We start from the raw sequence: 20,709 nt of genomic DNA on the forward strand, positions 1-20,709 counted from the left end.
TGTACTCGATCCCCTGTGGGAGCGAGCCTGCTCGCGAAGGCGGCCTGACAGCCGACCTGATTTCACGGATGCACTCGATCTCTTGTGGGAGCGGGCTTGCTCGCGAAGGCGGCCTGACAGCCGACCCGATTTCACGGGTGTCCCCAATCCCCTGTGGGAGCGGGCTTGCTCGCGAAGGCGGCCTGACAGTCGACCTGATTTCACGGATGCCCCCAATCCCCTGTAGGAGCGAGCCTGCTCGCGATGGTCGTCAACGATAACGCTGGCAGCCTGACACCCCGCGGTGTCCTGGCGTCCATCGCGAGCAGGCTCGCTCCTACACGGAACCAGCGCAATCAGGCCGGCCGGTCGGCCGCCTTGCTTTTGATTTTGATCTGCCCCGTCGGAGGGAGGGAACCCTGAGCCTAAGCGAAGGGCCGTACGTCAGGGGATAAAAGCGCTTGGTTACTTGGCGCTTTTCCAAGTAACCCGCCGTAAGGGCGGAACCTTAAGCAGCCGTTACCAAAAAAATGGATATGTACCCGATCAACAAAAGCCAGGTCGGCTACCAGGCCGCCTAGTGACTATTTATCGGGCAATACAAAGCAACGCTTTAAATCTACATGAGAATTACTATAAATTACGCGCCTCAAACTGCCACTATCGTGCCACTGCCTGTTTTCGGGCCGATCGGTCGGCTCAAGGACAGAAACCGCACCCGTGCGGACGGGAGTCATGTTGGAAAACTACTATCGCGAGCTGGTGTGTTTCCTCAACGCCAGGCTCGGCAACCGCGAGGTGGCCGAAGATGTGGTGCATGACGCTTATGTGCGCGTACTGGAGCGCTCCAGCGACACGCCGATCGAGCAGCCCCGGGCATTCCTTTATCGCACGGCACTGAATCTGGTGATCGACGATCACCGGCGCAATGCCCTGCGCCAGTCCGAGCCACTGGATGTGCTCGACACCGAAGAGCGTTATTTCAGTCCCTCGCCTTTGAGCAACCTCGACCATGGTCAGCGCCTGGAGATGCTCCAGCGCGCCCTGGCGGAACTGCCCAGGTTGTGCCGCGAGAGTTTCATGCTGCGCAAACTCGAAGGCCTGTCGCACCCCGAGATCGCCGAACGCCTGGGGATTTCCAGGGCACTGGTGGAGAAACACATCGTCAATGCGATGAAGCATTGCCGGGTGCGGATGCGCCAATGGGATGGCCATTGACGCCGCCCGGTTTGTGAAAAGTTCGTTAAATTTTATTTCACTGTCCTCGTTCCCTTCATCAGACGACTTGCTGTCCTGCTCCGAGGCCGGTCAGGTCACTTAGGTTTATTCCCCGCCGCAAGGGGGTTCATCCAGAGGACACTGGAAATGACACAGGCAATTGCATCGCCCATCGTTCACGACCTGATCGGCGTCGGTTTCGGCCCTTCGAACCTGGCACTGGCCATCGCCCTGCAGGAGCGCGGCCCGACCCATGGCGAGCTGGATGTGCTGTTTCTCGACAAGCAGGCCAACTACAGCTGGCACGGCAACACCCTGTCGACCCAGAGCGAGCTGCAGATTTCCTTTCTCAAGGACCTGGTGACCCTGCGCAACCCGACCAGCCCTTACTCCTTCGTCAATTACCTCAAGGCCCACGGTCGCCTGGTGGACTTCATCAACCTGGGCACCTTCTATCCGTGCCGCATGGAGTACAACGACTACCTGCGCTGGGTCGCCGCAAAGTTCGAAAGCCAGAGCCGCTATGGTGAAGAAGTGCTGACCATCGAACCGGTGCTGCACAACCATCAGGTCGAGGCGCTGCGGGTAATTTCCCGCGATGGCGCCGGTCACCAGCATGTGCGCACCACCCGCTCGGTGGTGGTCAGTGCCGGCGGTACCCCACGCATTCCCGAAGCGTTCAAGGCGCTCAAGGATGACGCTCGCGTGTTCCACCATTCGCAATACCTAGCGAAGATGGCCAGGCAGCCTTGCGTGAACAATCAACCGATGAGCATCGCGATCATCGGCGGCGGGCAGAGCGCGGCGGAGGCCTTCATCGACCTGAACGACAGCTTCCCGTCGGTGCAGGTGGACATGATCCTGCGTGGCTCGGCGCTCAAGCCGGCGGACGACAGCCCGTTCGTCAACGAGGTGTTTTCACCGGAGTTCACGGACCTGGTGTTCAACCAGCACAGCAGCGAGCGCGAGCGTCTGGTCAACGAGTACCACAACACCAACTACTCGGTGGTGGACATCGATCTGATCGAACGCATCTACGGCATTTTCTACCGGCAGAAAGTGTCGGGCATTGCGCGCCATGTGTTCCGCACCCTGACCACTGTCGAGAAAGCCACCGCCACCGAACGCGGCATCGAACTGGCGGTGCGCAACAACGCCACCGGCGAGGTGACGATTCGGCATTACGATGCGGTGGTGCTGGCCACCGGTTACGAACGGCAGATGCACCGCAAACTGCTGGCGCCGCTGGAACAGTACCTGGGTGATTTCGAGGTCGACCGCCACTACAAACTGATCACCGACGAGCGCTGCAAGGCCGGCATTTATATGCAGGGCTTCTGCCAGGCCAGCCACGGTTTGAGCGACACCTTGCTGTCGATCCTGCCGATTCGTGCCGATGAGATTGCCGGGTCCTTGTATGACCATGGCAGGAAGCGGGGGCATGGTCGTTCGGTGGTGGATTTGTTGTTGGCGACTGCCAGCTGACATTTTCTGCGACTGGTCCATCGTCATCGCGAGCAGGCTCGCTCCCACATTAGCCCTGTGTACTCAGGTCCATTGTGGGAGCGAGCCTGCTCGCGATGGGGCCTTTGAAAACACCCAAAAGCTTCAATCCTGAACCCTTCCTGAAGAACCCCGCGATTCCCCCGTCACACCCCGTTACAGCGTTTACTCTCCAAATACCGGGGCGTAAGCTTCGCGCGTTTTCATCAATAGCGGAGACCCACAGTGGGTACTTGTTCGAGTGACAGTAGTCGGCCGGTTTCGATAACCGGCACCCATTCGGCCAGATAACGCGCAGTCCTTCCTGTGCCGTTGTCTCGCCGTAAAGCGAGCAGCGGCATCCCGATCACGGCCAATTCCGGCCTGTGTCCCGACGTCCTCTCATCGACGCTGAACCGTGCGTGATGTTCGACTTGTGGTCGTCATCGCGGCGCACCGACACGCCTGCTCGACGGTTTCCCGGCTGATCCTGGGGGAACTGCCATGAACCTGACCCTGCTCAAGGAATTCTTCGCCGGATTCCTGCGTACCCGCCACATCGCCCGGCACTTCCGTCGCCTGGCGTTGCTGGAAAATTTCACCGACACCACGGTCAGTCGCGAGGTGCCGCCGACCCTGGCGCAGACCCTGGTCAGCGCTGCCGGCAGCGACGCCGGGCCATTGCTCGCCCGCCTGGGCAGCCACACCGACGGCTTGAGCGATGAGGAAGCCGCAGCGCTGCGCGAGCAGTTCGGCCTCAACGAGGTCGAGCACGAACAGCCGCTGCCGTGGTGGACCCATCTGTGGCACTGCTACAAGAACCCCTTCAACCTGCTGCTGACCTTGCTGGCCGTCATCTCCTGGCTGACCGAAGACCTGAAGGCGGCCATCGTGATTTTTTCCATGGTGGTGCTCTCGACCCTGCTGCGCTTCTGGCAGGAGAGCAAATCCAACCAGGCCGCCGACGCACTCAAGGCGATGGTGAGCAACACCGCGACCGTGCTGCGCCGGGACCTGCAAGGCAACAGCGCCCAGCGCCTGGAACTGCCGATCAAGCAATTGGTGCCGGGGGACCTGATCGTGCTGTCGGCGGGTGACATGATCCCTGCCGATTGCCGGGTGCTCAGCGCCAAGGACCTGTTCGTCAGCCAGGCGGCGATGACGGGTGAATCGATGCCGGTGGAAAAGTTTCCCCGCCAGCAGGACCGCGAGACCCTCAACCCGCTGGACCTGGACAACATTCTGTTCATGGGGACCAATGTGGTTTCCGGTACGGCCATGGCGCTGATTCTCACCACCGGCAACGACACCTATTTCGGTGCGCTGGCGCAGCGGGTGGGGGCCACCGATCGCGAGCCGACCTCGTTCCAGAACGGGGTCAACAAAGTCAGCTGGCTGTTGATCCGCTTCATGTTCGTCATGGCGCCGCTGGTGCTGTTCATCAACGGCTTCACCAAGGGTGACTGGACCCAGGCGCTGCTGTTCGCGCTGTCGATTGCCGTGGGCCTGACCCCGGAAATGCTGCCGATGATCGTCACCTCGACCCTGGCCAAGGGTGCGGTGTTCCTGTCACGCAAAAAGGTCATCGTCAAACGCCTGGACGCGATCCAGAACTTCGGCGCCATGGACGTGTTGTGCACCGACAAGACTGGCACCCTGACCCAGGACAGGATCTTTCTGGCGCGCAACGTCGACGTCTGGGGCAACGACTCAGACGACGTGCTGGAAATGGCCTACCTCAACAGCTACTACCAGACTGGCCTGAAAAACCTGTTGGACGTAGCGGTGCTCGAGCACGTGGAAGTCCATCGCGAGTTGAAGGTGGGCACGGCGTTTCGCAAGGTCGACGAAATTCCGTTCGACTTCACTCGCCGGCGCATGTCGGTGGTGGTCGCCGAACGCGAGCAACCGCACCTGTTGATCTGCAAAGGGGCGGTGGAAGAGGTGTTGGCGGTGTGCACCCGGGTGCGCCACGGTGCGGTGGATGAGGTGCTGAGCGAAGAACTCCTGGCGCGGATTCGCCAGGTCACTGCCACCTTCAACGCCGAAGGGCTGAGGGTGGTGGCGGTGGCCGCGCGGCCCATGCTCGAAAGTCGTGACGCCTACAGCCTGGCGGATGAACAGCAACTGACGCTGATCGGCTATGTGGCATTCCTAGATCCACCCAAGGAAAGCACCGCGCCGGCGCTCAAGGCCCTGGCCGAACACGGGGTGGCGGTGAAAGTGCTGACCGGTGACAACGAACTGGTGACCGCGAAGATCTGCCGCGAAGTCGGCCTGGAACAACAGGGCCTGCTGCTGGGCAACGACGTCGAGCGCATGAGCGACGCGCAACTGGCGGTGGCGGTGGAACACACCAACGTCTTTGCCAAACTCACGCCGTCGCACAAGGAGCGCATCGTGCGCCTACTCAAGGGCAACGGGCATGTGGTCGGGTTCATGGGCGACGGCATCAACGACGCGCCGGCCCTGCGCACCGCCGACATCGGCATTTCGGTGGACAGCGCCGTGGACATTGCCAAGGAAGCAGCGGACATCATCCTCCTGGAGAAGAGCCTGATGGTGCTGGAGGAGGGCGTGCTGGAGGGGCGGCGCACCTTCGCCAACATGCTCAAGTACATCAAGATGACCGCCAGTTCCAACTTCGGCAACGTGTTCTCGGTGCTGGTGGCCAGTGCGTTCATTCCGTTCCTGCCGATGCTGCCGATGCACCTGCTGGTGCAGAACCTGCTCTATGACATTTCCCAGATCGCCATCCCGTTCGACAACGTCGACGCCGACATGCTGAAACAACCGCAACGCTGGCAACCGGCGGATGTCGGGCGGTTCATGCTGTTTTTCGGGCCGATCAGTTCGGTGTTCGATATCACCACCTTCGCCCTGATGTGGTACGTGTTCGACGCCAACACCCCGGACCACCAGACCCTGTTCCAGTCCGGCTGGTTCATGGTGGGGCTGCTGACCCAGACGCTGATCGTGCACATGATTCGCACCCCGAAAGTGCCGTTCCTGCAAAGCCGTGCGGCGACGCCATTGATGGTGATGACCGGGATCATCATGGCCGTGGGGATTTTCCTGCCCATGGGACCGTTGGCGCACTACTTCAAACTGCAGGCGTTGCCGTCTTTGTACTTTGTGTTCCTGCCGGTGATCCTGCTGGCGTACATGGGCCTGACCCAGGCGGTGAAGGGGTTCTACATTCGGCGGTTTGGCTGGCAGTGATCCCCTGTGGGAGCGAGCCTGCTCGCGATGGAGGTCAACGATAACGCGGGCTGTCTGAAAGGACGCGGCGCCCGGGCGTTTTTCGCGAGCAGGCTCGCTCCCACGATGATCCCATTCAGGCGAAGCATCGCGTCCAGATGAGGGGGTGGCATTTCGGAAAAGTCCTACAGAAAGCCCCGGGTCTCTTCCGTAGCCTTGCGCGCCTCATCAATCGGACTCGCTACGGAGGCCATGTTGCCCAATTCATTACGCATCCTGGTCGCGGACGAACAGCACTTCAATCGGCTGCGGATCGAGCGCGGGTTCAATCAGCTCGGCTGCTTCGCGGTGGCGCCCGTGCAAAGCCTGGAAGAGCTGCTGACCCTGGTGGAATACGCCAGCGAGCCCTTCGACCTGCTGGTGGTCAACGCGGCCCTGGCGGGCGGCAAGCTGGACCTGCTGGGTTTTTGCCTCGACAACACCCAGCTCAAGCGCGTTTTGATCTATGACGGCCAGCAGGCGCGTCTGCCCGCAATCCCCACGGAAAAGCCGCGAAAGGTCCAGGTGAGTCACGCCGTGCTGCCGGATCTGCGGCTGATGGAAGGGATGATCCAGTGGCCGATCGCCGCGTCGGTCGGGGCCAACCATTCGTCCGGACTGTCATTTCTGTCAGGTAGTTCGCTGCGCTGATCCGTGCAAAAGTCATTGCGCAGCCGCTGCGTTTAATCCGGGCCTTGCCCACTTGTCGTGTTTTTGCTCAGGAAGTTGCCATGAGAACAGCGTTCGTTGTGGACGATCATCCGGTGATTCTCGGCGCCGTCAAAATCGTACTCAAGGAGGAGGGATTCCAGCGCATCCTCGAAGCTCACAGTGGCAATGAAGTCCTGCCCATGATCCGCGAGCACAAGCCCGACCTCGTGGTACTGGATCTGAACCTGCCATCGCTCGATGGGCTCGAGGTGCTGGCGCGGATCAAGGCAGCTGACATGGGGTGTCGGGTGGTGGTCTTCACCTCCCAGGAACCGCTGTTCTATCAGGATCGATGCATGCGCGCCGGGGCGGCGGCTTACGTCGCCAAGACCAACAACCTGAAGCATCTGCAAAAAGCCATCCATGCGGTGATGGCCGGCTACACCTATTTCGCGCAGCTCCCCTCCAGCTCGGTGTTGACGGACCCATTTCAGCGCAGCGAAAGGCAGATGATCAATCAGCTGTCGGACCGTGAGCTCACCATCCTCCAGCATCTGGCCCGGGGTATCAGCAACAAGCAAATCGCCGCCGTCCTGCATTTGAGCCACAAGACCGTCAGTACTTATAAAACCCGCCTGATCGAAAAGCTCAACGTGGAGTCATCGGTCCACCTGCGTGATCTTGCCCTGCGTCATCATCTGATCTGAATGAAGCCCCTTCGACACTTGTACCGCCTGATCCTGCTGCTCCCATTGCTCTGTTTTTGGGCGATGAATGTCGGCGCGCAGCCACAGGCACTGGGCTTGTTGGGGCGCTCGAGCGTGGATGGCTACAGCGTCAGGCTGTCGGCGAGCGATTGGCGCTGGTTGCGGCAAAAGGAGCGCCTGACGCTGGCCGTCTCTGCCCCGGATTACCCACCCTTCGACATCACCACCAGCGGTAACACCCTGGAGGGGATGACCGCCGATTATGTCGGTCTGCTCCGGCAACTGTTGCGCGTCGAGATTGACGTTCAGCGCTTCGGTTCGCGAGAGGAAGCGGTCCAGGCGCTCAAGCTGGGGGCGGTGGACCTGCTGGGCACGGCCAACAGCTATGAAGCCCAGGACCCGCAACTGCAGATGTCCAGCGCTTATGCGGTTGATCAACCGGTGTTGGTGACCCGCACCGACTCCTCCCGGCTGCCGGACCCGGCGCTGGCCGGCAAGCGCCTGGCGATGCTCTACCACTATTTGCCTGAACAAAAGGTGCGGCAGTTCTATTCCCAGGCCCGGGTCCAGCTATTCCCCTCGACGCTGGCGGCGGTGGGGGCGGTGGCGTTCGGTCAGGCCGACGTCTACCTGGGCGATGCGATCAGCGCCCACTACCTGATCCGCAAAAACTACCTCAACAACGTTCAACTGGCCGACTTCTCGCTCATGGAGTCGGGGCGTTTTGCCTTTGCCATTGCCGGCGACAACAACCTTTTGCTGCGCATCGTCAATCAGGCGCTGGCGGTGATTCCGGCCAACGAGCAGATGAACATTCTGCGCCGCTGGGGGGCGGGCGACGTGTCGATGCCCGGCACGCAATCGCTGCAATTGAGCGTGGCCGAGCAACGCTGGCTCGATGAGCACCCCCGGGTACGCGTGGCGATCAACAGCAATATCGCGCCGATCACCTTTATCGACGGCGATGGCAAGTTTCGCGGCATCGGCGTCGATGTGCTGGCGAAAATCAGCCTGCGCACCGGGCTGCAATTCGATATCCGCGCCATGTCGTCCGTGGCCGATATGGTCAAGGCCATCAAGAGTGGCGAAATCGATGTGCTGGCCGGCATCGGCCTGAGTTCCCAGCGCGAGGAGGACCTGCTGTTTACCCGGCCCTTCCTGACCAGCCCTTCGGTGCTGGTGACCCGCGTGGCACCCGACAGCCCCAGGGTCCTCGATGAGATGAGCGGAAAAACCCTGGCCCTGACCCAGGGCAATATCGCCGGCGAATTCGTGCGCCAACACTTCCCGCTGATTCGTGGCATGGATGCGCCCCTGTCGGCCGATGCCATGGAAATGGTCGCCCAGGGCAAGGCCGACGGCAGTATCAACTCGCTGATCAGCGCCCGTTACCTGATTTCCCGGCAGTACCGCGATCGCCTGCAAGTGAGCAGTACGGTGGGCACCGATCCGGCGCGCAGTACCTTGGCCACCAATCGCCAGGCCACCGAGTTGCACTCGATCCTCGACAAGGCGTTGTTGAGCATCCCTCCCGAAGAAATCGAAGAACTGACGTTGCCCTGGCGCAACGATCTGATGGTGGAGCAAAGCTACTGGCTGCGTCATCGGCAGGCGATCCTTCAGGGATTCGTCGCTGCCGGCGTTCTATTGATGCTCGCCTTGAGTGCGATGGCCTGGCAGCGGCGGCAGATCCGCCAGCGCCAGCAATGGCTGCGCCAATTGCAGGAAGCCAAGGACGCCGCCGACGATGCCAATCGGGCCAAGACCACTTTCCTGGCGACCATGAGCCATGAGATCCGCACGCCGATGAACGCCCTGATCGGCATGCTGGAACTGGCGCTGAAACGGGCTGATGAAGGGCTGATCGACCGCGGGGCCATCGAAGTGGCGTCCAATGCCGGGCAACAGCTGCTGGGCCTGATCGGCGATATTCTCGACATTGCGCGGATCGAATCCGGGCATCTGTCGCTGGCACCGGAGCGAGCCAATTTGCAAGCGCTGGTGCTGTCGGTGAGCCGCGTCTTCGAAGGCCTGGCACGGCAGAAAAACCTGCAGTGGCGGGTCGAGGTGGGTGCGCACAGCGACTGCGACGTGCTGATCGATCCCACGCGTTTCAAGCAGGTGCTGTCCAATCTGTTGAGTAATGCCATCAAGTTCACCGAACACGGCGAAATCAGTCTGAAAGTGCAGGTGGTGCCCGCGCCGCTGGATCGGGTGGCGGTCAGCCTGTGCATCGAGGACAGTGGCATCGGCATCAGCGCCGTTGACCAGCAACGCCTGTTCAGCCCCTTCGTACAGGCCGGCAATAACCCGCAGTCAAGCCGGCAGGGTTCCGGCCTGGGGCTGGTGATCAGCCGTACCCTGTGCGAAATGATGGGCGGCTCGCTCACGCTCGACAGCGCGCTGGGGCGCGGAACGCGGGTGGAGATCGGGCTGGAGCTGGCGGCGTTGCCGGCGCTTGCCCATGCTGATCCGTCGCCGGGCGAGTCGCTCAAGACCCGGTCGCTGAAGATTCTGGTGGTCGACGATTACCCGGCCAATCGCCTGTTGCTTTCACGGCAGCTGGGTTACCTGGGGCATCAGGTCGAGGTCGCGCAGGATGGTCAGCAAGGCTTCGGACAATGGCGCGCACAGGCCTTCGATCTGGTGATTACCGACTGCAACATGCCAGTGGTCAGTGGCTATGAGCTGGCGACCGCGATCCGCAAGGCGGAACGCTTAGACCGGACGCAGCCGACGGTGATTCTGGGCTTCACCGCCAATGCGCAGCCGGAGGCGAAAAAGCGTTGCCTTGAGGCCGGCATGGATGACTGTCTGTTCAAGCCGATTCGCTTGGTCGACCTGAGCGCATGGCTGGCGGCGAAATTTCCGGGGCATGTTAGTGAGGTGCCGGACAACGCCGAAATCGATCTGAGCGGGCTGCGGCACTTCACCGGCGCCGATGATGAGCTGATCACCCAGTTGTTGCATGACCTGATGGTGACCAACCGCGAGGACCGCGAGCGTTTGCTGCAAGCCCATGCCAGTGGCGAGCGCCACGGTTTGCAGGAGCTGGCGCACCGCATCAAGGGCGGGGCGCAGATGGTCCGGGCGCTGAATCTGGTCGAGTGTTGCGAACGGTTGGAGCGGGCCTGCCGTCAGGACGACAGCTCACTGATCGACGCTGCCGTCGATCAGTTGCGGCAGGCCATGACCCGCCTGGATCAAAGCCTCGGGCAGGGCCCGGCCTCTGGTTAATCCCAGATCGGCGCGATGCCTTGCGGGCTGGTCAGGCGATGACCGCGATCGAGGCCGGCGATCAGCGCCATGTCCGCGTCGCTCAACTTCAAGGCGCAGGCCTTGAGGTTGCTGGCCAGGTTGGCGCGTTTGGTCGAGGAAGGAATCACCGCATATTCCGACTGCATGGCCCAGGCCAGGGTCACTTGTGCCGGGGTGGCCTGCAGGCGGTCGGCGATCTGCGCGATGACCGGGTCCTTGAGCACTTCGCCGTAGGCCAGGGTCATGTACGAGGTGATGTGGATGCCCTGGCTGTGCGCGAACTCGATCACCTTGCGGTTTTGCAGGTACGGATGCAGTTCGATCTGATTGGTGGCGATGTTTTCTGCACCGACGGCGGCGATGGCCTGTTTCATCAGGTCGACGGTGAAGTTCGACACGCCGATCTGCCGGGTCAGGCCCAGGCGTTTGGCTTCGAGCAGGGCGCCCATGAATTCGGCGACCGGCACCTGGTCCTGGGGCGAGGGCCAGTGGATCAGGGTCAGGTCCAGGTAATCGGTGCGCAGTTTTTGCAGGCTTTCTTTCAGGCTTTCGATCAGCCGATCGCCGGCGAAGTTGGCGACCCAGATCTTGCTGGTGATGAACAGTTCTTCGCGGGCGATGCCGCTGGAGGCGATGGCCTCGCCGACCTCGGCTTCGTTCTCATAGATTTGTGCGGTGTCGATGGCGCGGTAGCCCAGTTCCAGGCCGGTGCTGACCGAATCGATCACCACCTGGCCTTGCAGGCGAAAGGTACCCAGGCCGAATGCGGGAATAGACATCAATGACTCCAGAGGTTGCAGTGGGAATGGGCGGCAGTATCGGCGCCGGCCTGCATGAGAAAAACCGCTGGATGGGCAAAGCAATGTTTACCGCAGGTCAAGAATCCGGGGGGAGGCTGGAATATTGATGGTGCCCGGTCTGACGCCATCGCGGGCAAGCCCGCTCCCACAATGATCACTGTCGTTCACAAATGCTGTGGACGCTGTAAATCCCTGTGGGAGCGGGCTTGCCCGCGATGGGGGCGACTCGGTTTAGCGCGGCTCAAGAATCATGCAGGTGGTGGTCCCGGTCGCATACAGCCGACCGTCCACATCATAAATCCGCCCCTCGGCCAACGCCGTCGAGCGTCCCAGGTGCACAATCTTGCCCTCGGCCCGAATCGGTCCGCTGGCGCTGTTCAAGGCCCGGACATAACTGATGCGCAGATCCAGGGTGGTATAGCCCTGGCCCTTTTTCAGCTGCGTGTGAATCGCGCAACCCATGCATGAATCCAGCAGTGTCGCGGCATAGCCGCCATGGACGGTGCCCAGGGGGTTGTAGTGCCGCGCATCCGGCGTGCCCTGGAAGATGAACAGCCCGGCGGACCATTGGATCGGGATGAAATCCATCAGGGCGCCGATCGGCGGCGAGGGCAGTTCACCGCTGCCGATGCCATCGAAAAACTCGGCGGGGGACAGCGCGCTGACTTCGGCCAGGGGCAAACTGCCAGGCCCGGCCAGGCGGGCGCGCATGGCTTGTTCTTCGGCGATCCATTGGGCGAGCGTGGTCTCGCGGTTGGGGCTTTGCATGTTCGGGGCCTCGCGTGTGAACAAATATTATGAATGTAATCCTTCTCGATATTATGCTCGAAATAAAATCCTCGCCAGCCCCGTTGATCATCGTTCTCCAGATGGAACGCTCAGGCCGGTTTTTGCTGTCTAGTGCCGGCATACCGCCCGTCTTAAGCTGTGCTCATGGCTTCACTCATGATTTGGAGACTCAATGAAAAACATCATCGGTATCTACACCAGCCCGCGCGGGCATTGGGTCGGCGACGGTTTTCCGGTTCGCACGCTGTTTTCCTACGACAACCTGGGCCAGCACATCAGCCCGTTCCTGCTGCTGGATCACGCCGGCCCCGCGCACTTCACCCCGACCACCGAGCGGCGGGGCGTTGGCGAGCACCCGCACCGCGGGTTCGAAACAGTGACCATCGTCTATGAGGGCGAAGTGGAGCATCGTGACTCCACCGGTAGCGGCGGCAAAATCGGACCCGGCGATGTGCAATGGATGACGGCGGCCTCAGGGATAATTCATGAAGAGTTCCACTCCGAAGACTTCGCCAGAAGCGGCGGCAGCCTCGAGATGGTTCAGCTGTGGGTCAACCTGCCAGCCAAAGACAAAATGGCCGATGCCGGTTACCAGGGCATTCTCGATGGCGATATTCCGCGCATTGCCCTCAAAGACGGTGCCGGCAGTTTGCGGCTGATCGCCGGTGAGTTCGACGGCCAGCGCGGGCCTGCGCGCACCTTCACACCGATCGATGTCTGGGATTTGCGCCTCAATGCCGGCAAGTTGCTCACCCTCGATCTGCATGAAGGGCGCAACACGGCGCTGGTGGTCCTGCGCGGTTCGGTCCGGATTAATGACCAGGAGTCGGCGGGGCAGGGCCAGTTGGCACTGTTCGAACGCGACGGCGACCGACTGACCCTCCAGGCCAGCGAAGACGCCGTGGTGCTGTTGCTCAGCGGTGAACCGATCGACGAGCCCATCGTCGGCCATGGCCCGTTCGTGATGAACACCGAGCAGGAAATCCACCAGGCCTTCGCCGACTACCAGTCCGGGCGTTTTGGCCGGATGCAGGGTTGATCCCAACGCAGGTCAACTGTAGGAGCGAGCCTGCTCGCGATGGCGGTCTGAAATTCAACACCTTTGTTGTCTGACACACAGCTATCGCGAGCAGGCTCGCTCCTACAGGGTTTTTGCGTTATCCACACGATCGTGTGATTCCCGCCAAATCAATTGCTCCTACACTGTGGCCAATGTGTGAGATCTTTTGTCCATCTTCCTGTGCTGGAGTTGCTTGATGCTGTCGTTGCTCGCCGAACACCCGCTGATCTGTGCCCTGATCCTGCTCGTGATCGACCTGGTGTTGTGGCGCTTTGTCGGGGCCAGCCACCACAACTGGAAGATCCTGGTACGGCTGGTGATTTTCGCGCTGTACAGCCTGCTGCTGTTCAACGAAGGCCTGAGCCCGATGGAGCCCGCGCCCTGGGTGGATAACGTGCCATTGAACCTGGCGGCCACCGGCCTGCAGATCGGTTGGTGGCTGTTCGCCGCACGGACCCTGACGGTGCTGATCGGCGCCGTGATGATGCAGCGGGTGGGGCACACCGGGCGCCTGTTGCAGGACCTGCTCGGTGCGGTGATTTTCCTGGTCGCGGTGATCGCGTCCATGGCCTACGTGCTCAATCTGCCGGTCAAGGGTGTGCTGGCCACGTCCGGCGCCCTGGCGATCATCGTCGGCCTGGCGCTGCAAAGCACCCTCAGCGACGTGTTTTCCGGGATCGTCCTCAACACCACCAAGCCTTATCAACTGGATGACTGGATTGCCATCGACGGCACCGAAGGCCGGGTCATCGACATCGACTGGCGCGCCACGCGGTTGCAGACGTCCCAGGGCAGCATGATCGTGATTCCCAATTCGCTGGCAGCCAAGGCCAAGATCACCAACTTCAGCCGGCCCAGCGACATGTTTGGCCTGTCGGTCTGTTTGCAGGTCAGCCCCCACGTGCGGCCGCAAACCGTGATCGATGCCCTGGAGCGGGCGATGCAGGGCTGCCGCACGATGCTGAGTTCGCCCGGGCCGAAAGTGGCGCTCAAAAGCTCCAGCGCCGCGGGTGCGGAATATGAAATCAGCGGTTTTGTCGCGGCGATGAGCGAAAAGCGCTCGGTGCGCAACCAGCTGTTCGATCTGGCGTATCGGCACTTGAAGGCCGCCGGGGTGGAGTTGTTGTCGAACGTGGAGCCCAATCCGCAGAGTGACAACTCACGGCCACGGGCACTGCTGGAGAGTTCGCCGATCTTCTCGACGTTGCGCCAGGAAGAGAAAGAAACCTTCAGCCAGAACATGAACCTGCAGACCTTCCGCGCCGGCGAGACGATCCTGGCGGCGGGGGAGGTGAGTCATCACTTGTTCATCATCGAGTCCGGCGTGGTGTCGGTGACATTGAACGTGCACGGCTCGCTCATCGAAACCGGGCGCATGGGGCCGGGTGAGGTGATCGGCGAAGCGGGGATCCTGACCGACAGCTCGTCCAAGGCCGAATTCAGCGCCAAGACCTTTTGCTCGCTGTATCGCATTGAAGAGGGTTATCTCAAACCTTGCCTGGATGCCCGCCAGGACATCAATGAAGCCATGAAAACCCTGCTGGATTTTCGCTTGCACAAAGTACAGGCGCTGACTGAGGAAGTGCCGGTGGTGGTGCGCAAGAAAGGGTTTTTCCAGTGGCTGCTCAAGCGCGCAAGTTGAGTTTGTCAGCAGCGCTGATCATCACAGGCTGACGCATCAGGCCCTCGGTTCGACCGACAGCCAATAGCGGGTCATGTGGCTGATGTTCAATGGCAGGGTATCGCTGAGCAGGCGCAGGCTGGCGTCGGTGTCGCGCAGGGAAAACGCTCCCGAGACCCGCAGTGCGGCGACATCCGGATGGCAGCGCAGCACGCCCGGGCGGTAGCGGCTCAACTCGCCGAGCAACTGGTCCAGGCGCATGTTGTTGGCCAACAGCATGCCTTTGTCCCAGGCCACGGCCGCGGTGTCGAACGATTGTGCGGCGTCCAGACGGCTTTGGGTGAAGCTCTGGCGCTGGCCGGCGTTCAGGGTCGAACTCTGTTGCAGCAACTGCGGCGTGATCACCGCTTGCCCTTCCAGGATGGACACGTGGCTGCGGGCGCCTTCGGTACGCACGCAGAACCGGGTGTCCAGCGCTCGCAAGCTGCCCTGTGGCGTTTCGACGATAAAGGGGCGCGCGCCCAGGTCTGGCGCGGTACGGATCAGCACCTCGCCGTCGAGCAACAGCACGCGCCGCTCGGTGGTGTTGAAGGCAATGTTCACCGCGCTGTCGGTGTTGAGCAGCAACTGGCTGCCATCGGGCAATTGCAGGTTCTTCTGCTCGCCCACGGCGGTGCGCTGATCGGCGGTCCACTGTTCCCAAGGCAGATGCTGCGAGGCGAAACCCAGGGGACCTGCCATCAGCAACAGGCCCATGCGGGTGAGGGTCTGGCGACGGGTGAGGCCATCCTTGCGCGAGGCCCGTTGCCAGGCCTGGGCATGTTCGAGGCTGCGACTGCGCCACTGGGCGATGGCCTGGTGATCGGCGGCGGTGGCGGTACCGGAATGCAACTGCACCAGCCAGTCGGCGGCTTCACCGAGAATCTGTGGGTTGATCATCGGCGAATTCATCAGGCGACGCTCTTCATCAGGCAACGCTCAGGCAGGCAATGAACGCCGCGCGCATGTGGCGCTTGATGGTGATCAGCGAGACATTCAGGCGGGTGGCGATCTGCGCGTAGGTCAGGCCTTCGATCTGCGACAGCAGAAACGTATCGCGGGTCGCTGCCGGCAGTTCCCGCAGCAGCGCCTCGATGCGCCACAGGGTTTCGAGGATCAGCAGGCGGGTTTCCGGCGACGGCACTTCGGCCACCGGCAGATGGGCGATGGTGTCCAGGTAGGCGCGCTCGATGTCCTGGCGGCGCCAGCGGTCGATCACCAGGCCCTTGGCAATGTGCGTCAGCAGCGCCCGCGGTTCGCTGCCCAGCGGCTTGACCACCTGGCGCGTCAACAGCCGCAGGAAGGTATCGTGGGCCAGGTCGGCGGCATCGCAGCGGTTACCCAGTTTGCGGTGCAACCATCCCTGCAGCCACCCGTGGTGCTCGCTGTAGAGGTTATGGACTTGCTGGTTCAGGGACTGATCGGCGGACGACATGGCGGGCAGATACTCGACTCACTCGACTCGTGCATCCTGCGTGAGTGTAATTAAGAATTGATCGCATTCTAGTGGCCATCAGTGATTGATGGCAATTCTCATTACGGATTTTTTTCACAGGCCCCGCAGTGGCCTACTCGTCTTCCCGAGGATTGGATATTTGTGTAAATCGCCGGCGGGACTAACGTAGTGACACACACACACCACTTGCCCTGGAGCACCTAAATGCAACCGCGCATCGACTTCTACACCGCTTCCCCTGACGCTCTCAAAGCCATGATTGCCCTGGAAACCGCCGTCTCCAAGCTGCCGCTGGAAAAGCCGCTGATCGAACTGGTCAAGCTGCGTGCTTCGCAAATCAACGGCTGCGCCTTCTGCATCGACATGCACACCGCCGATGCCCTCAAGGCTGGCGAAACCACCCGTCGCCTGTTCGCCGTAACCGCCTGGCGTGAAGCACCGTTCTTCACCGACCGCGAACGCGCCGCGCTGCTGTGGACCGAAACCCTGACCCAACTGAGCCTGACCCACGCCCCGGACGAAGACTACGCAGCGGTCGCCGCACAATTCTCGCCAAAGGAAATGGTCGACCTGACCGTGGCGATCAGCACCATCAACAGCTGGAACCGCCTGGCCGTGGGCTTCCGCAAGACTCCGCAAGCCTGATAGCCCCCCAATCAACTGTAGGAGCGAGCCGAGCCCTGATCTTGCGGTATCCCCCAGTCACTGTGGGAGCGAGCTTGCTCGCGATAGCGGCCTATCAGTCAATACGTTGTCGACTGGACGGACGTCATCGCGAGCAAGCTCGCTCCTACAGGGGGGGGGGGGGCAGGTTTGAGATCCGGACTCAGTGAGCATCCGCACTCGGCGCGGCCGGTGGTTGTACCTTGCGCATCAGGGGCACCATCGCCGTGGCGATGATGAAGCAGACCATGATCATCAGGAACGCATCGCCGTAGGTCTGCGTCTGAGCTTCGCGGAAGGTCAGCTGCCATAGCTGATGCAGGCTGGCGGTGACGCCGGTATCGCCGCTCTGGCCCAGAGCGGCGAAGTTGTTGCCGACCTGGGACAGCCACTGGTTGAGGGCCTCGTTGGTGCTGTTGAGGTTCTCCGCCAGACGGGTGAAGTGCAGGTTGGTGCGATCGTTGAGGATGGTGGCGCAGGCGGCGATGCCGATGGCGCCGCCCAGGTTGCGCATCAGGTTGAACAACCCCGAGGCATGTTTGAGCCGCGCCGGTGCCAGCCCGCCCAGGGTCAGGGTCACCGTTGGCGGTACCGCCAGTTGCTGGGCGATGCCGCGCAAGGCTTGCGGCAACATCAATTCCTTGGCCCCCCAGTCATGGGTGATCGGGCTGAAATCCCACATCGACAGGGCGAACAGGCCCAGGCCGGTCATCATGATCCAGCGCAGATCGATGCGGTTGGCCAGAAAGGCGTACAGCGGAATTGCCATGAGCTGGAACACGCCGGTGGAGAAAATCGCCAGACCAATGTCCAGCGCGCCATAGCCACGCACCCGGCCGAGAAACAGCGGCGTCAGGTAAATGGTGGCGAACAGGCCGATGCCGGTGACGAACGAGAAGAAACAGCCGAGGGCGAAGTTGCGGTCTTTCAAGGCGCGCAGATCGACGATCGGGTTGGCCACGTACAGGGTCCGGCCGATGAAGGCCAGGCCGGCCAGGCCGCTGATCCACGCGGTGGTCAGGATCGTGCTGTCGCTGAACCAGTTCCAGCGCGGACCTTCTTCGAGGGTGTATTCCAGGCAGCCGAGGAACAAGGCCAGGAACACCATGCTTATATAGTCGGCGCCCTTGAGCAGCGACAGTTCCGGCTGGTCGATCTTGACCAGCATCGGCACCGCCACGGCAACGAATATGCCGGGGACCAGGTTGATGTAGAACAACCAGTGCCAGGACGAAATATCGGTGATCCAGCCACCAATGACCGGCCCCAGTGTCGGTGCCAGCGAGGCCACCGCGCCGATGGTGGCGGCGGCGATCACCCGTTGCTTGCCGCTGAAAAACACGAAGGCCGTGGTGAACACCATCGGGATCATCGAGCCGCCGAGAAACCCTTGCAGGGCGCGAAAGGCAATCATGCTCTGGATGTTCCAGGCCAGGCCGCACAGCAGGCTGGTCAGGGTGAACCCCACCGCTGATGCGCAAAACAGCCAGCGCGTCGAAAACACCCGGGAGAGCCAGCCGGACAGCGGGATCACGATGATTTCGGCGATCAGGTAGCTGGTTTGCACCCAGGCGGTTTCGTCGGTGCCTGCGGACAGTCCGCCGCCGATGTCGCGCAGCGAAGCCGAGACAATCTGGATATCCAGCAGCGCAATGAACATGCCGATGCACATGGTGGCGAAGGCGAAGACCTTGGTTCCCGTGGTCATGCTCGCGGCATTGAATGGTTGCGCGGGGGCGGCGAGGGCGCGGCTCATGGCGCGCTGGCCACGGCAGGCGCATCCGGCGCTTTGCGGGTGTCCACTTCAGCGGTGACCGACAGGCCCGGACGCAGGTGACCGAGCACGCTGTCGGCAGGGTCCAGGTGAATGCGCACCGGTACCCGCTGCACGATCTTGGTGAAGTTGCCGGTGGCGTTCTCCGGTGGCAGCACGCTGAACTGCGAACCGCTGGCCGGCGCCAGGCTGTCGAGATGGCCGTGGAATTCCTGGCCCGAAAGCACGTCGGCATGAATCACCACGCGCTGCCCCGGCACCATGCGCGCCAGTTGGTCTTCCTTGAAGTTGGCATCGACCCACAAGCCGCTGCTCGGTACCACCGAGAGCATTTGCGAACCGGCCTGGGCGTAGGCGCCGACACGCGCGCGGCGATTGCCGATCACACCATCAACCGGGGCCCGCAGTTCGGTGTAGCCGACGTTCAACTGCGCCAGGTCGCGCTCGGCTTTCGCTTGAATCAACGCGGCGCGGGCCTGTTGTTTCTGTGTGGCGATCACGTTCAGCTGCCGTTGCGAGGCCACCAGTTCGGCTTGGGCGCGGGCGCTCAGCGCTGAAGCCGTCTTGAAAGTGGCATTGGCCCGCTGCGCGCTTTCCACCGAGACGGCGTTGGTGCTGACCAGTTTTTTGTAGCGCGCATCGTCATCCCGGGAACGGGCGGTTTCGGCGCCGGCGGCATCGATGCCGGCGCGGGCCTGACCGATGACGGCCTGTTGCAGCTGTTCGGTGGCATCGAGGTTGGCGAGCAGGGCTTCCTGCGCCGCCACCGCGCCTTCGGCCTTGGCCAGGTTGGCGCGGTAATCCCGGGAATCGAGGCGGATCAGCACATCGCCGGCCTTGACCTTCTGGTTGTCGGTCACCAGCACTTCTTCTATATAGCCGGAGACTTTCGGTCCGATCACCGTCACGTCGCCACCGATGTAGGCGTCGTCGGTTTCCTCGATAAAGCGGCCAGTGCTCCACCAATGGGCGCCATACACACCGGCCAGCACCAATGCAGCGATGCCGACGGTTGGCAGGAGCAGGCGTTTGAGCAGGGGAGGCTTGGGGGTGGTCACGGGGACCGCCAGGTCGGGCTCAACGGAGGGCATGCTGGTCATGGGGATTTCCTGTAGGAAACGGCATTTAATTACGTACGTAATATGACGCATGTCATATTTAGTGGCAATTTATTTTTGCTGCCGGTCGTCAGGAACTATCCCGGCCAGTCGCCGGGGGTTGTGCCGGTCATGCTCTTGAAGAAGGCGATAAATGCGCTATCGCTGGCGAACCCCAGTTCGAAGGCGCTGTAGCCAATGTTGCGCCCGGTGGACAGCAATTCGATGGCGCGCATCAAGCGCCACTGTTGGCGCCATTGCTGATAACTCATTCCGGTTTCGCGCTGGAAGATCCGGCCTATGGTTCGACCGCTGGCGCCAATCTGTTCCTGCAGCACCTGAAGTTGCGGTGGCAATTGCTCCAGGCGGGCGAGCAGCGGGGCCAGGCGTTTATCCGTGGGCAAGGGCAGCAGCATGGGTTGCCGGGCCGCGTCGCGGATTTCGTTCAGGCACAGTCCGAGCAGATGGGGGTAATTGCCTTGTTGCCAATCGATGTCGAAGTCGGCATGGGCGATCGCTTCCAGCACAGCTCGCAGCAAGGGGCTGACCTCTATCACGCAGACCTGCTGCGGCAAGTTTGCGCACAAGGCGGGCGTCAGGTAGATGGAGCGATAATCGACGCTGTGCTGCATGACCGCCCGGTGGGCAATGCCCGGCGCAATCCACGCCGCGCGCGAGGGTGGCAACAAGCACAGCTGCTGCGCCAGGGTTATGCGTGTGCAACCCTGGCGGGTCAATAGCAACTGCCCGCGTCGATGGTGGTGGGTTCCGGAGTCGTGATCGCCCAGGGTCGCGGCAATCCCGATAATCGGGGCATCAAAACTGTCGGGGTCGAAGGGGGCGTGGGAGTCCAGCCAGGCCATGGTTTGTCCGAT

Annotated in this window: 16 protein-coding genes; 9 read left to right on the forward strand and 7 right to left on the reverse strand. The window is 61.9% G+C overall.

Annotation, left to right across the window (positions count from 1 at the left end; translation table 11 throughout):
* Positions 1-714 precede the first annotated feature (714 nt).
* The 6 genes from ABTV29_RS09115 (at position 715) to ABTV29_RS09140 (ending at position 10,514) form a co-directional block, all read left to right on the forward strand.
* The gene (locus ABTV29_RS09115) at positions 715-1,197 is read left to right on the forward strand and encodes a sigma-70 family RNA polymerase sigma factor (protein ID WP_433769760.1); all 483 of its coding nucleotides are present in this window, start codon (positions 715-717) and stop codon (positions 1,195-1,197) included.
* Between the two features lie 147 nt (positions 1,198-1,344).
* Positions 1,345-2,682: a lysine N(6)-hydroxylase/L-ornithine N(5)-oxygenase family protein gene (locus tag ABTV29_RS09120; RefSeq protein ID WP_433769761.1), complete on the forward strand. Its 1,338-nt coding sequence runs from the start codon at positions 1,345-1,347 to the stop codon at positions 2,680-2,682.
* Between the two features lie 501 nt (positions 2,683-3,183).
* Entirely contained in the window at positions 3,184-5,901 is a 2,718-nt protein-coding gene (mgtA, locus tag ABTV29_RS09125; protein ID WP_433769762.1) for a magnesium-translocating P-type ATPase, read from the forward strand.
* Positions 5,902-6,132: 231 nt separating this feature from the next.
* Positions 6,133-6,570, forward strand: coding sequence for a response regulator (locus tag ABTV29_RS09130; protein WP_433769763.1), 438 nt, complete (start codon positions 6,133-6,135; stop codon positions 6,568-6,570).
* Between the two features lie 80 nt (positions 6,571-6,650).
* Positions 6,651-7,277, forward strand: a complete 627-nt coding sequence (locus tag ABTV29_RS09135) for a response regulator (RefSeq protein WP_433769764.1) — start codon at positions 6,651-6,653, stop codon at positions 7,275-7,277.
* Positions 7,278-10,514 (forward strand): transporter substrate-binding domain-containing protein, encoded by a 3,237-nt coding sequence (locus ABTV29_RS09140; protein ID WP_433769765.1) that lies wholly within the window; start codon positions 7,278-7,280, stop codon positions 10,512-10,514.
* Here the strand turns inward: ABTV29_RS09140 and dkgB are convergent.
* The gene (gene dkgB, locus ABTV29_RS09145) at positions 10,511-11,314 is read right to left on the reverse strand and encodes a 2,5-didehydrogluconate reductase DkgB (protein ID WP_433769766.1); all 804 of its coding nucleotides are present in this window, start codon (positions 11,312-11,314) and stop codon (positions 10,511-10,513) included. The genes ABTV29_RS09140 and dkgB overlap by 4 nt on opposite strands.
* Before the next feature lie 252 nt (positions 11,315-11,566).
* On the reverse strand, positions 11,567-12,103 hold the full coding sequence (locus ABTV29_RS09150) for a PaaI family thioesterase (RefSeq protein WP_433769767.1): 537 nt from the start codon (positions 12,101-12,103) through the stop codon (positions 11,567-11,569).
* Between the two features lie 193 nt (positions 12,104-12,296).
* Here ABTV29_RS09150 and ABTV29_RS09155 point away from each other — a divergent pair, with 193 nt between their 5' ends.
* Both ABTV29_RS09155 and ABTV29_RS09160 read left to right on the forward strand, forming a co-directional pair.
* Complete coding sequence (locus ABTV29_RS09155) at positions 12,297-13,163, forward strand: pirin family protein (RefSeq protein WP_433769768.1); 867 nt, start codon at positions 12,297-12,299, stop codon at positions 13,161-13,163.
* A 217-nt stretch (positions 13,164-13,380) separates the two neighbouring features.
* On the forward strand, positions 13,381-14,826 hold the full coding sequence (locus ABTV29_RS09160; RefSeq protein WP_433769769.1) for a mechanosensitive ion channel domain-containing protein: 1,446 nt from the start codon (positions 13,381-13,383) through the stop codon (positions 14,824-14,826).
* A gap of 36 nt (positions 14,827-14,862) precedes the next feature.
* Here the strand turns inward: ABTV29_RS09160 and ABTV29_RS09165 are convergent, their stop codons facing one another.
* Together ABTV29_RS09165 and ABTV29_RS09170 are read right to left on the reverse strand one after the other, a co-directional pair.
* Entirely contained in the window at positions 14,863-15,756 is an 894-nt protein-coding gene (locus tag ABTV29_RS09165; protein ID WP_433769770.1) for a FecR domain-containing protein, read from the reverse strand.
* Between the two features lie 16 nt (positions 15,757-15,772).
* Entirely contained in the window at positions 15,773-16,279 is a 507-nt protein-coding gene (locus ABTV29_RS09170) for a sigma-70 family RNA polymerase sigma factor (RefSeq protein WP_433769771.1), read from the reverse strand.
* A gap of 225 nt (positions 16,280-16,504) precedes the next feature.
* Here ABTV29_RS09170 and ABTV29_RS09175 point away from each other — a divergent pair, with 225 nt between their 5' ends.
* Entirely contained in the window at positions 16,505-16,945 is a 441-nt protein-coding gene (locus ABTV29_RS09175) for a carboxymuconolactone decarboxylase family protein (protein ID WP_110964052.1), read from the forward strand.
* A 181-nt stretch (positions 16,946-17,126) separates the two neighbouring features.
* Here ABTV29_RS09175 and ABTV29_RS09180 read toward each other — a convergent pair whose 3' ends face one another.
* The 3 genes from ABTV29_RS09180 to ABTV29_RS09190 all read right to left on the reverse strand — a co-directional run bounded on the left by ABTV29_RS09180 (position 17,127) and on the right by ABTV29_RS09190 (position 20,697).
* Positions 17,127-18,719: a DHA2 family efflux MFS transporter permease subunit gene (locus tag ABTV29_RS09180; RefSeq protein WP_433769772.1), complete on the reverse strand. Its 1,593-nt coding sequence runs from the start codon at positions 18,717-18,719 to the stop codon at positions 17,127-17,129.
* Positions 18,716-19,837: an HlyD family secretion protein gene (locus tag ABTV29_RS09185; protein WP_433769773.1), complete on the reverse strand. Its 1,122-nt coding sequence runs from the start codon at positions 19,835-19,837 to the stop codon at positions 18,716-18,718. The genes ABTV29_RS09180 and ABTV29_RS09185 overlap by 4 nt, the downstream gene beginning before the upstream one ends.
* 95 nt (positions 19,838-19,932) lie before the next feature.
* Complete coding sequence (locus ABTV29_RS09190) at positions 19,933-20,697, reverse strand: AraC family transcriptional regulator (RefSeq protein ID WP_433769774.1); 765 nt, start codon at positions 20,695-20,697, stop codon at positions 19,933-19,935.
* Positions 20,698-20,709 lie beyond the last annotated feature (12 nt).

Source organism: Pseudomonas putida (assembly GCF_050989985.1).
In the GTDB taxonomy this organism is placed as follows: Bacteria; Pseudomonadota; Gammaproteobacteria; order Pseudomonadales; family Pseudomonadaceae; genus Aquipseudomonas; species Aquipseudomonas putida_AI.

Bases quoted from the DNA above. Each gene is read 5' to 3' on its own strand.
- ABTV29_RS09115 (WP_433769760.1), top strand. From the start codon at position 715: ATGTTGGAAAACTACTATCGCGAGCTGGTGTGTTTCCTCAACGCCAGG.
- ABTV29_RS09120 (WP_433769761.1), top strand. From the start codon at position 1,345: ATGACACAGGCAATTGCATCGCCCATCGTTCACGACCTGATCGGCGTC.
- mgtA (WP_433769762.1), top strand. From the start codon at position 3,184: ATGAACCTGACCCTGCTCAAGGAATTCTTCGCCGGATTCCTGCGTACC.
- ABTV29_RS09130 (WP_433769763.1), top strand. From the start codon at position 6,133: ATGTTGCCCAATTCATTACGCATCCTGGTCGCGGACGAACAGCACTTC.
- ABTV29_RS09135 (WP_433769764.1), top strand. From the start codon at position 6,651: ATGAGAACAGCGTTCGTTGTGGACGATCATCCGGTGATTCTCGGCGCC.
- ABTV29_RS09140 (WP_433769765.1), top strand. From the start codon at position 7,278: ATGAAGCCCCTTCGACACTTGTACCGCCTGATCCTGCTGCTCCCATTG.
- dkgB (WP_433769766.1), bottom strand. From the start codon at position 11,314: ATGTCTATTCCCGCATTCGGCCTGGGTACCTTTCGCCTGCAAGGCCAG.
- ABTV29_RS09150 (WP_433769767.1), bottom strand. From the start codon at position 12,103: ATGCAAAGCCCCAACCGCGAGACCACGCTCGCCCAATGGATCGCCGAA.
- ABTV29_RS09155 (WP_433769768.1), top strand. From the start codon at position 12,297: ATGAAAAACATCATCGGTATCTACACCAGCCCGCGCGGGCATTGGGTC.
- ABTV29_RS09160 (WP_433769769.1), top strand. From the start codon at position 13,381: ATGCTGTCGTTGCTCGCCGAACACCCGCTGATCTGTGCCCTGATCCTG.
- ABTV29_RS09165 (WP_433769770.1), bottom strand. From the start codon at position 15,756: ATGAATTCGCCGATGATCAACCCACAGATTCTCGGTGAAGCCGCCGAC.
- ABTV29_RS09170 (WP_433769771.1), bottom strand. From the start codon at position 16,279: ATGTCGTCCGCCGATCAGTCCCTGAACCAGCAAGTCCATAACCTCTAC.
- ABTV29_RS09175 (WP_110964052.1), top strand. From the start codon at position 16,505: ATGCAACCGCGCATCGACTTCTACACCGCTTCCCCTGACGCTCTCAAA.
- ABTV29_RS09180 (WP_433769772.1), bottom strand. From the start codon at position 18,719: ATGAGCCGCGCCCTCGCCGCCCCCGCGCAACCATTCAATGCCGCGAGC.
- ABTV29_RS09185 (WP_433769773.1), bottom strand. From the start codon at position 19,837: ATGACCAGCATGCCCTCCGTTGAGCCCGACCTGGCGGTCCCCGTGACC.
- ABTV29_RS09190 (WP_433769774.1), bottom strand. From the start codon at position 20,697: ATGGCCTGGCTGGACTCCCACGCCCCCTTCGACCCCGACAGTTTTGAT.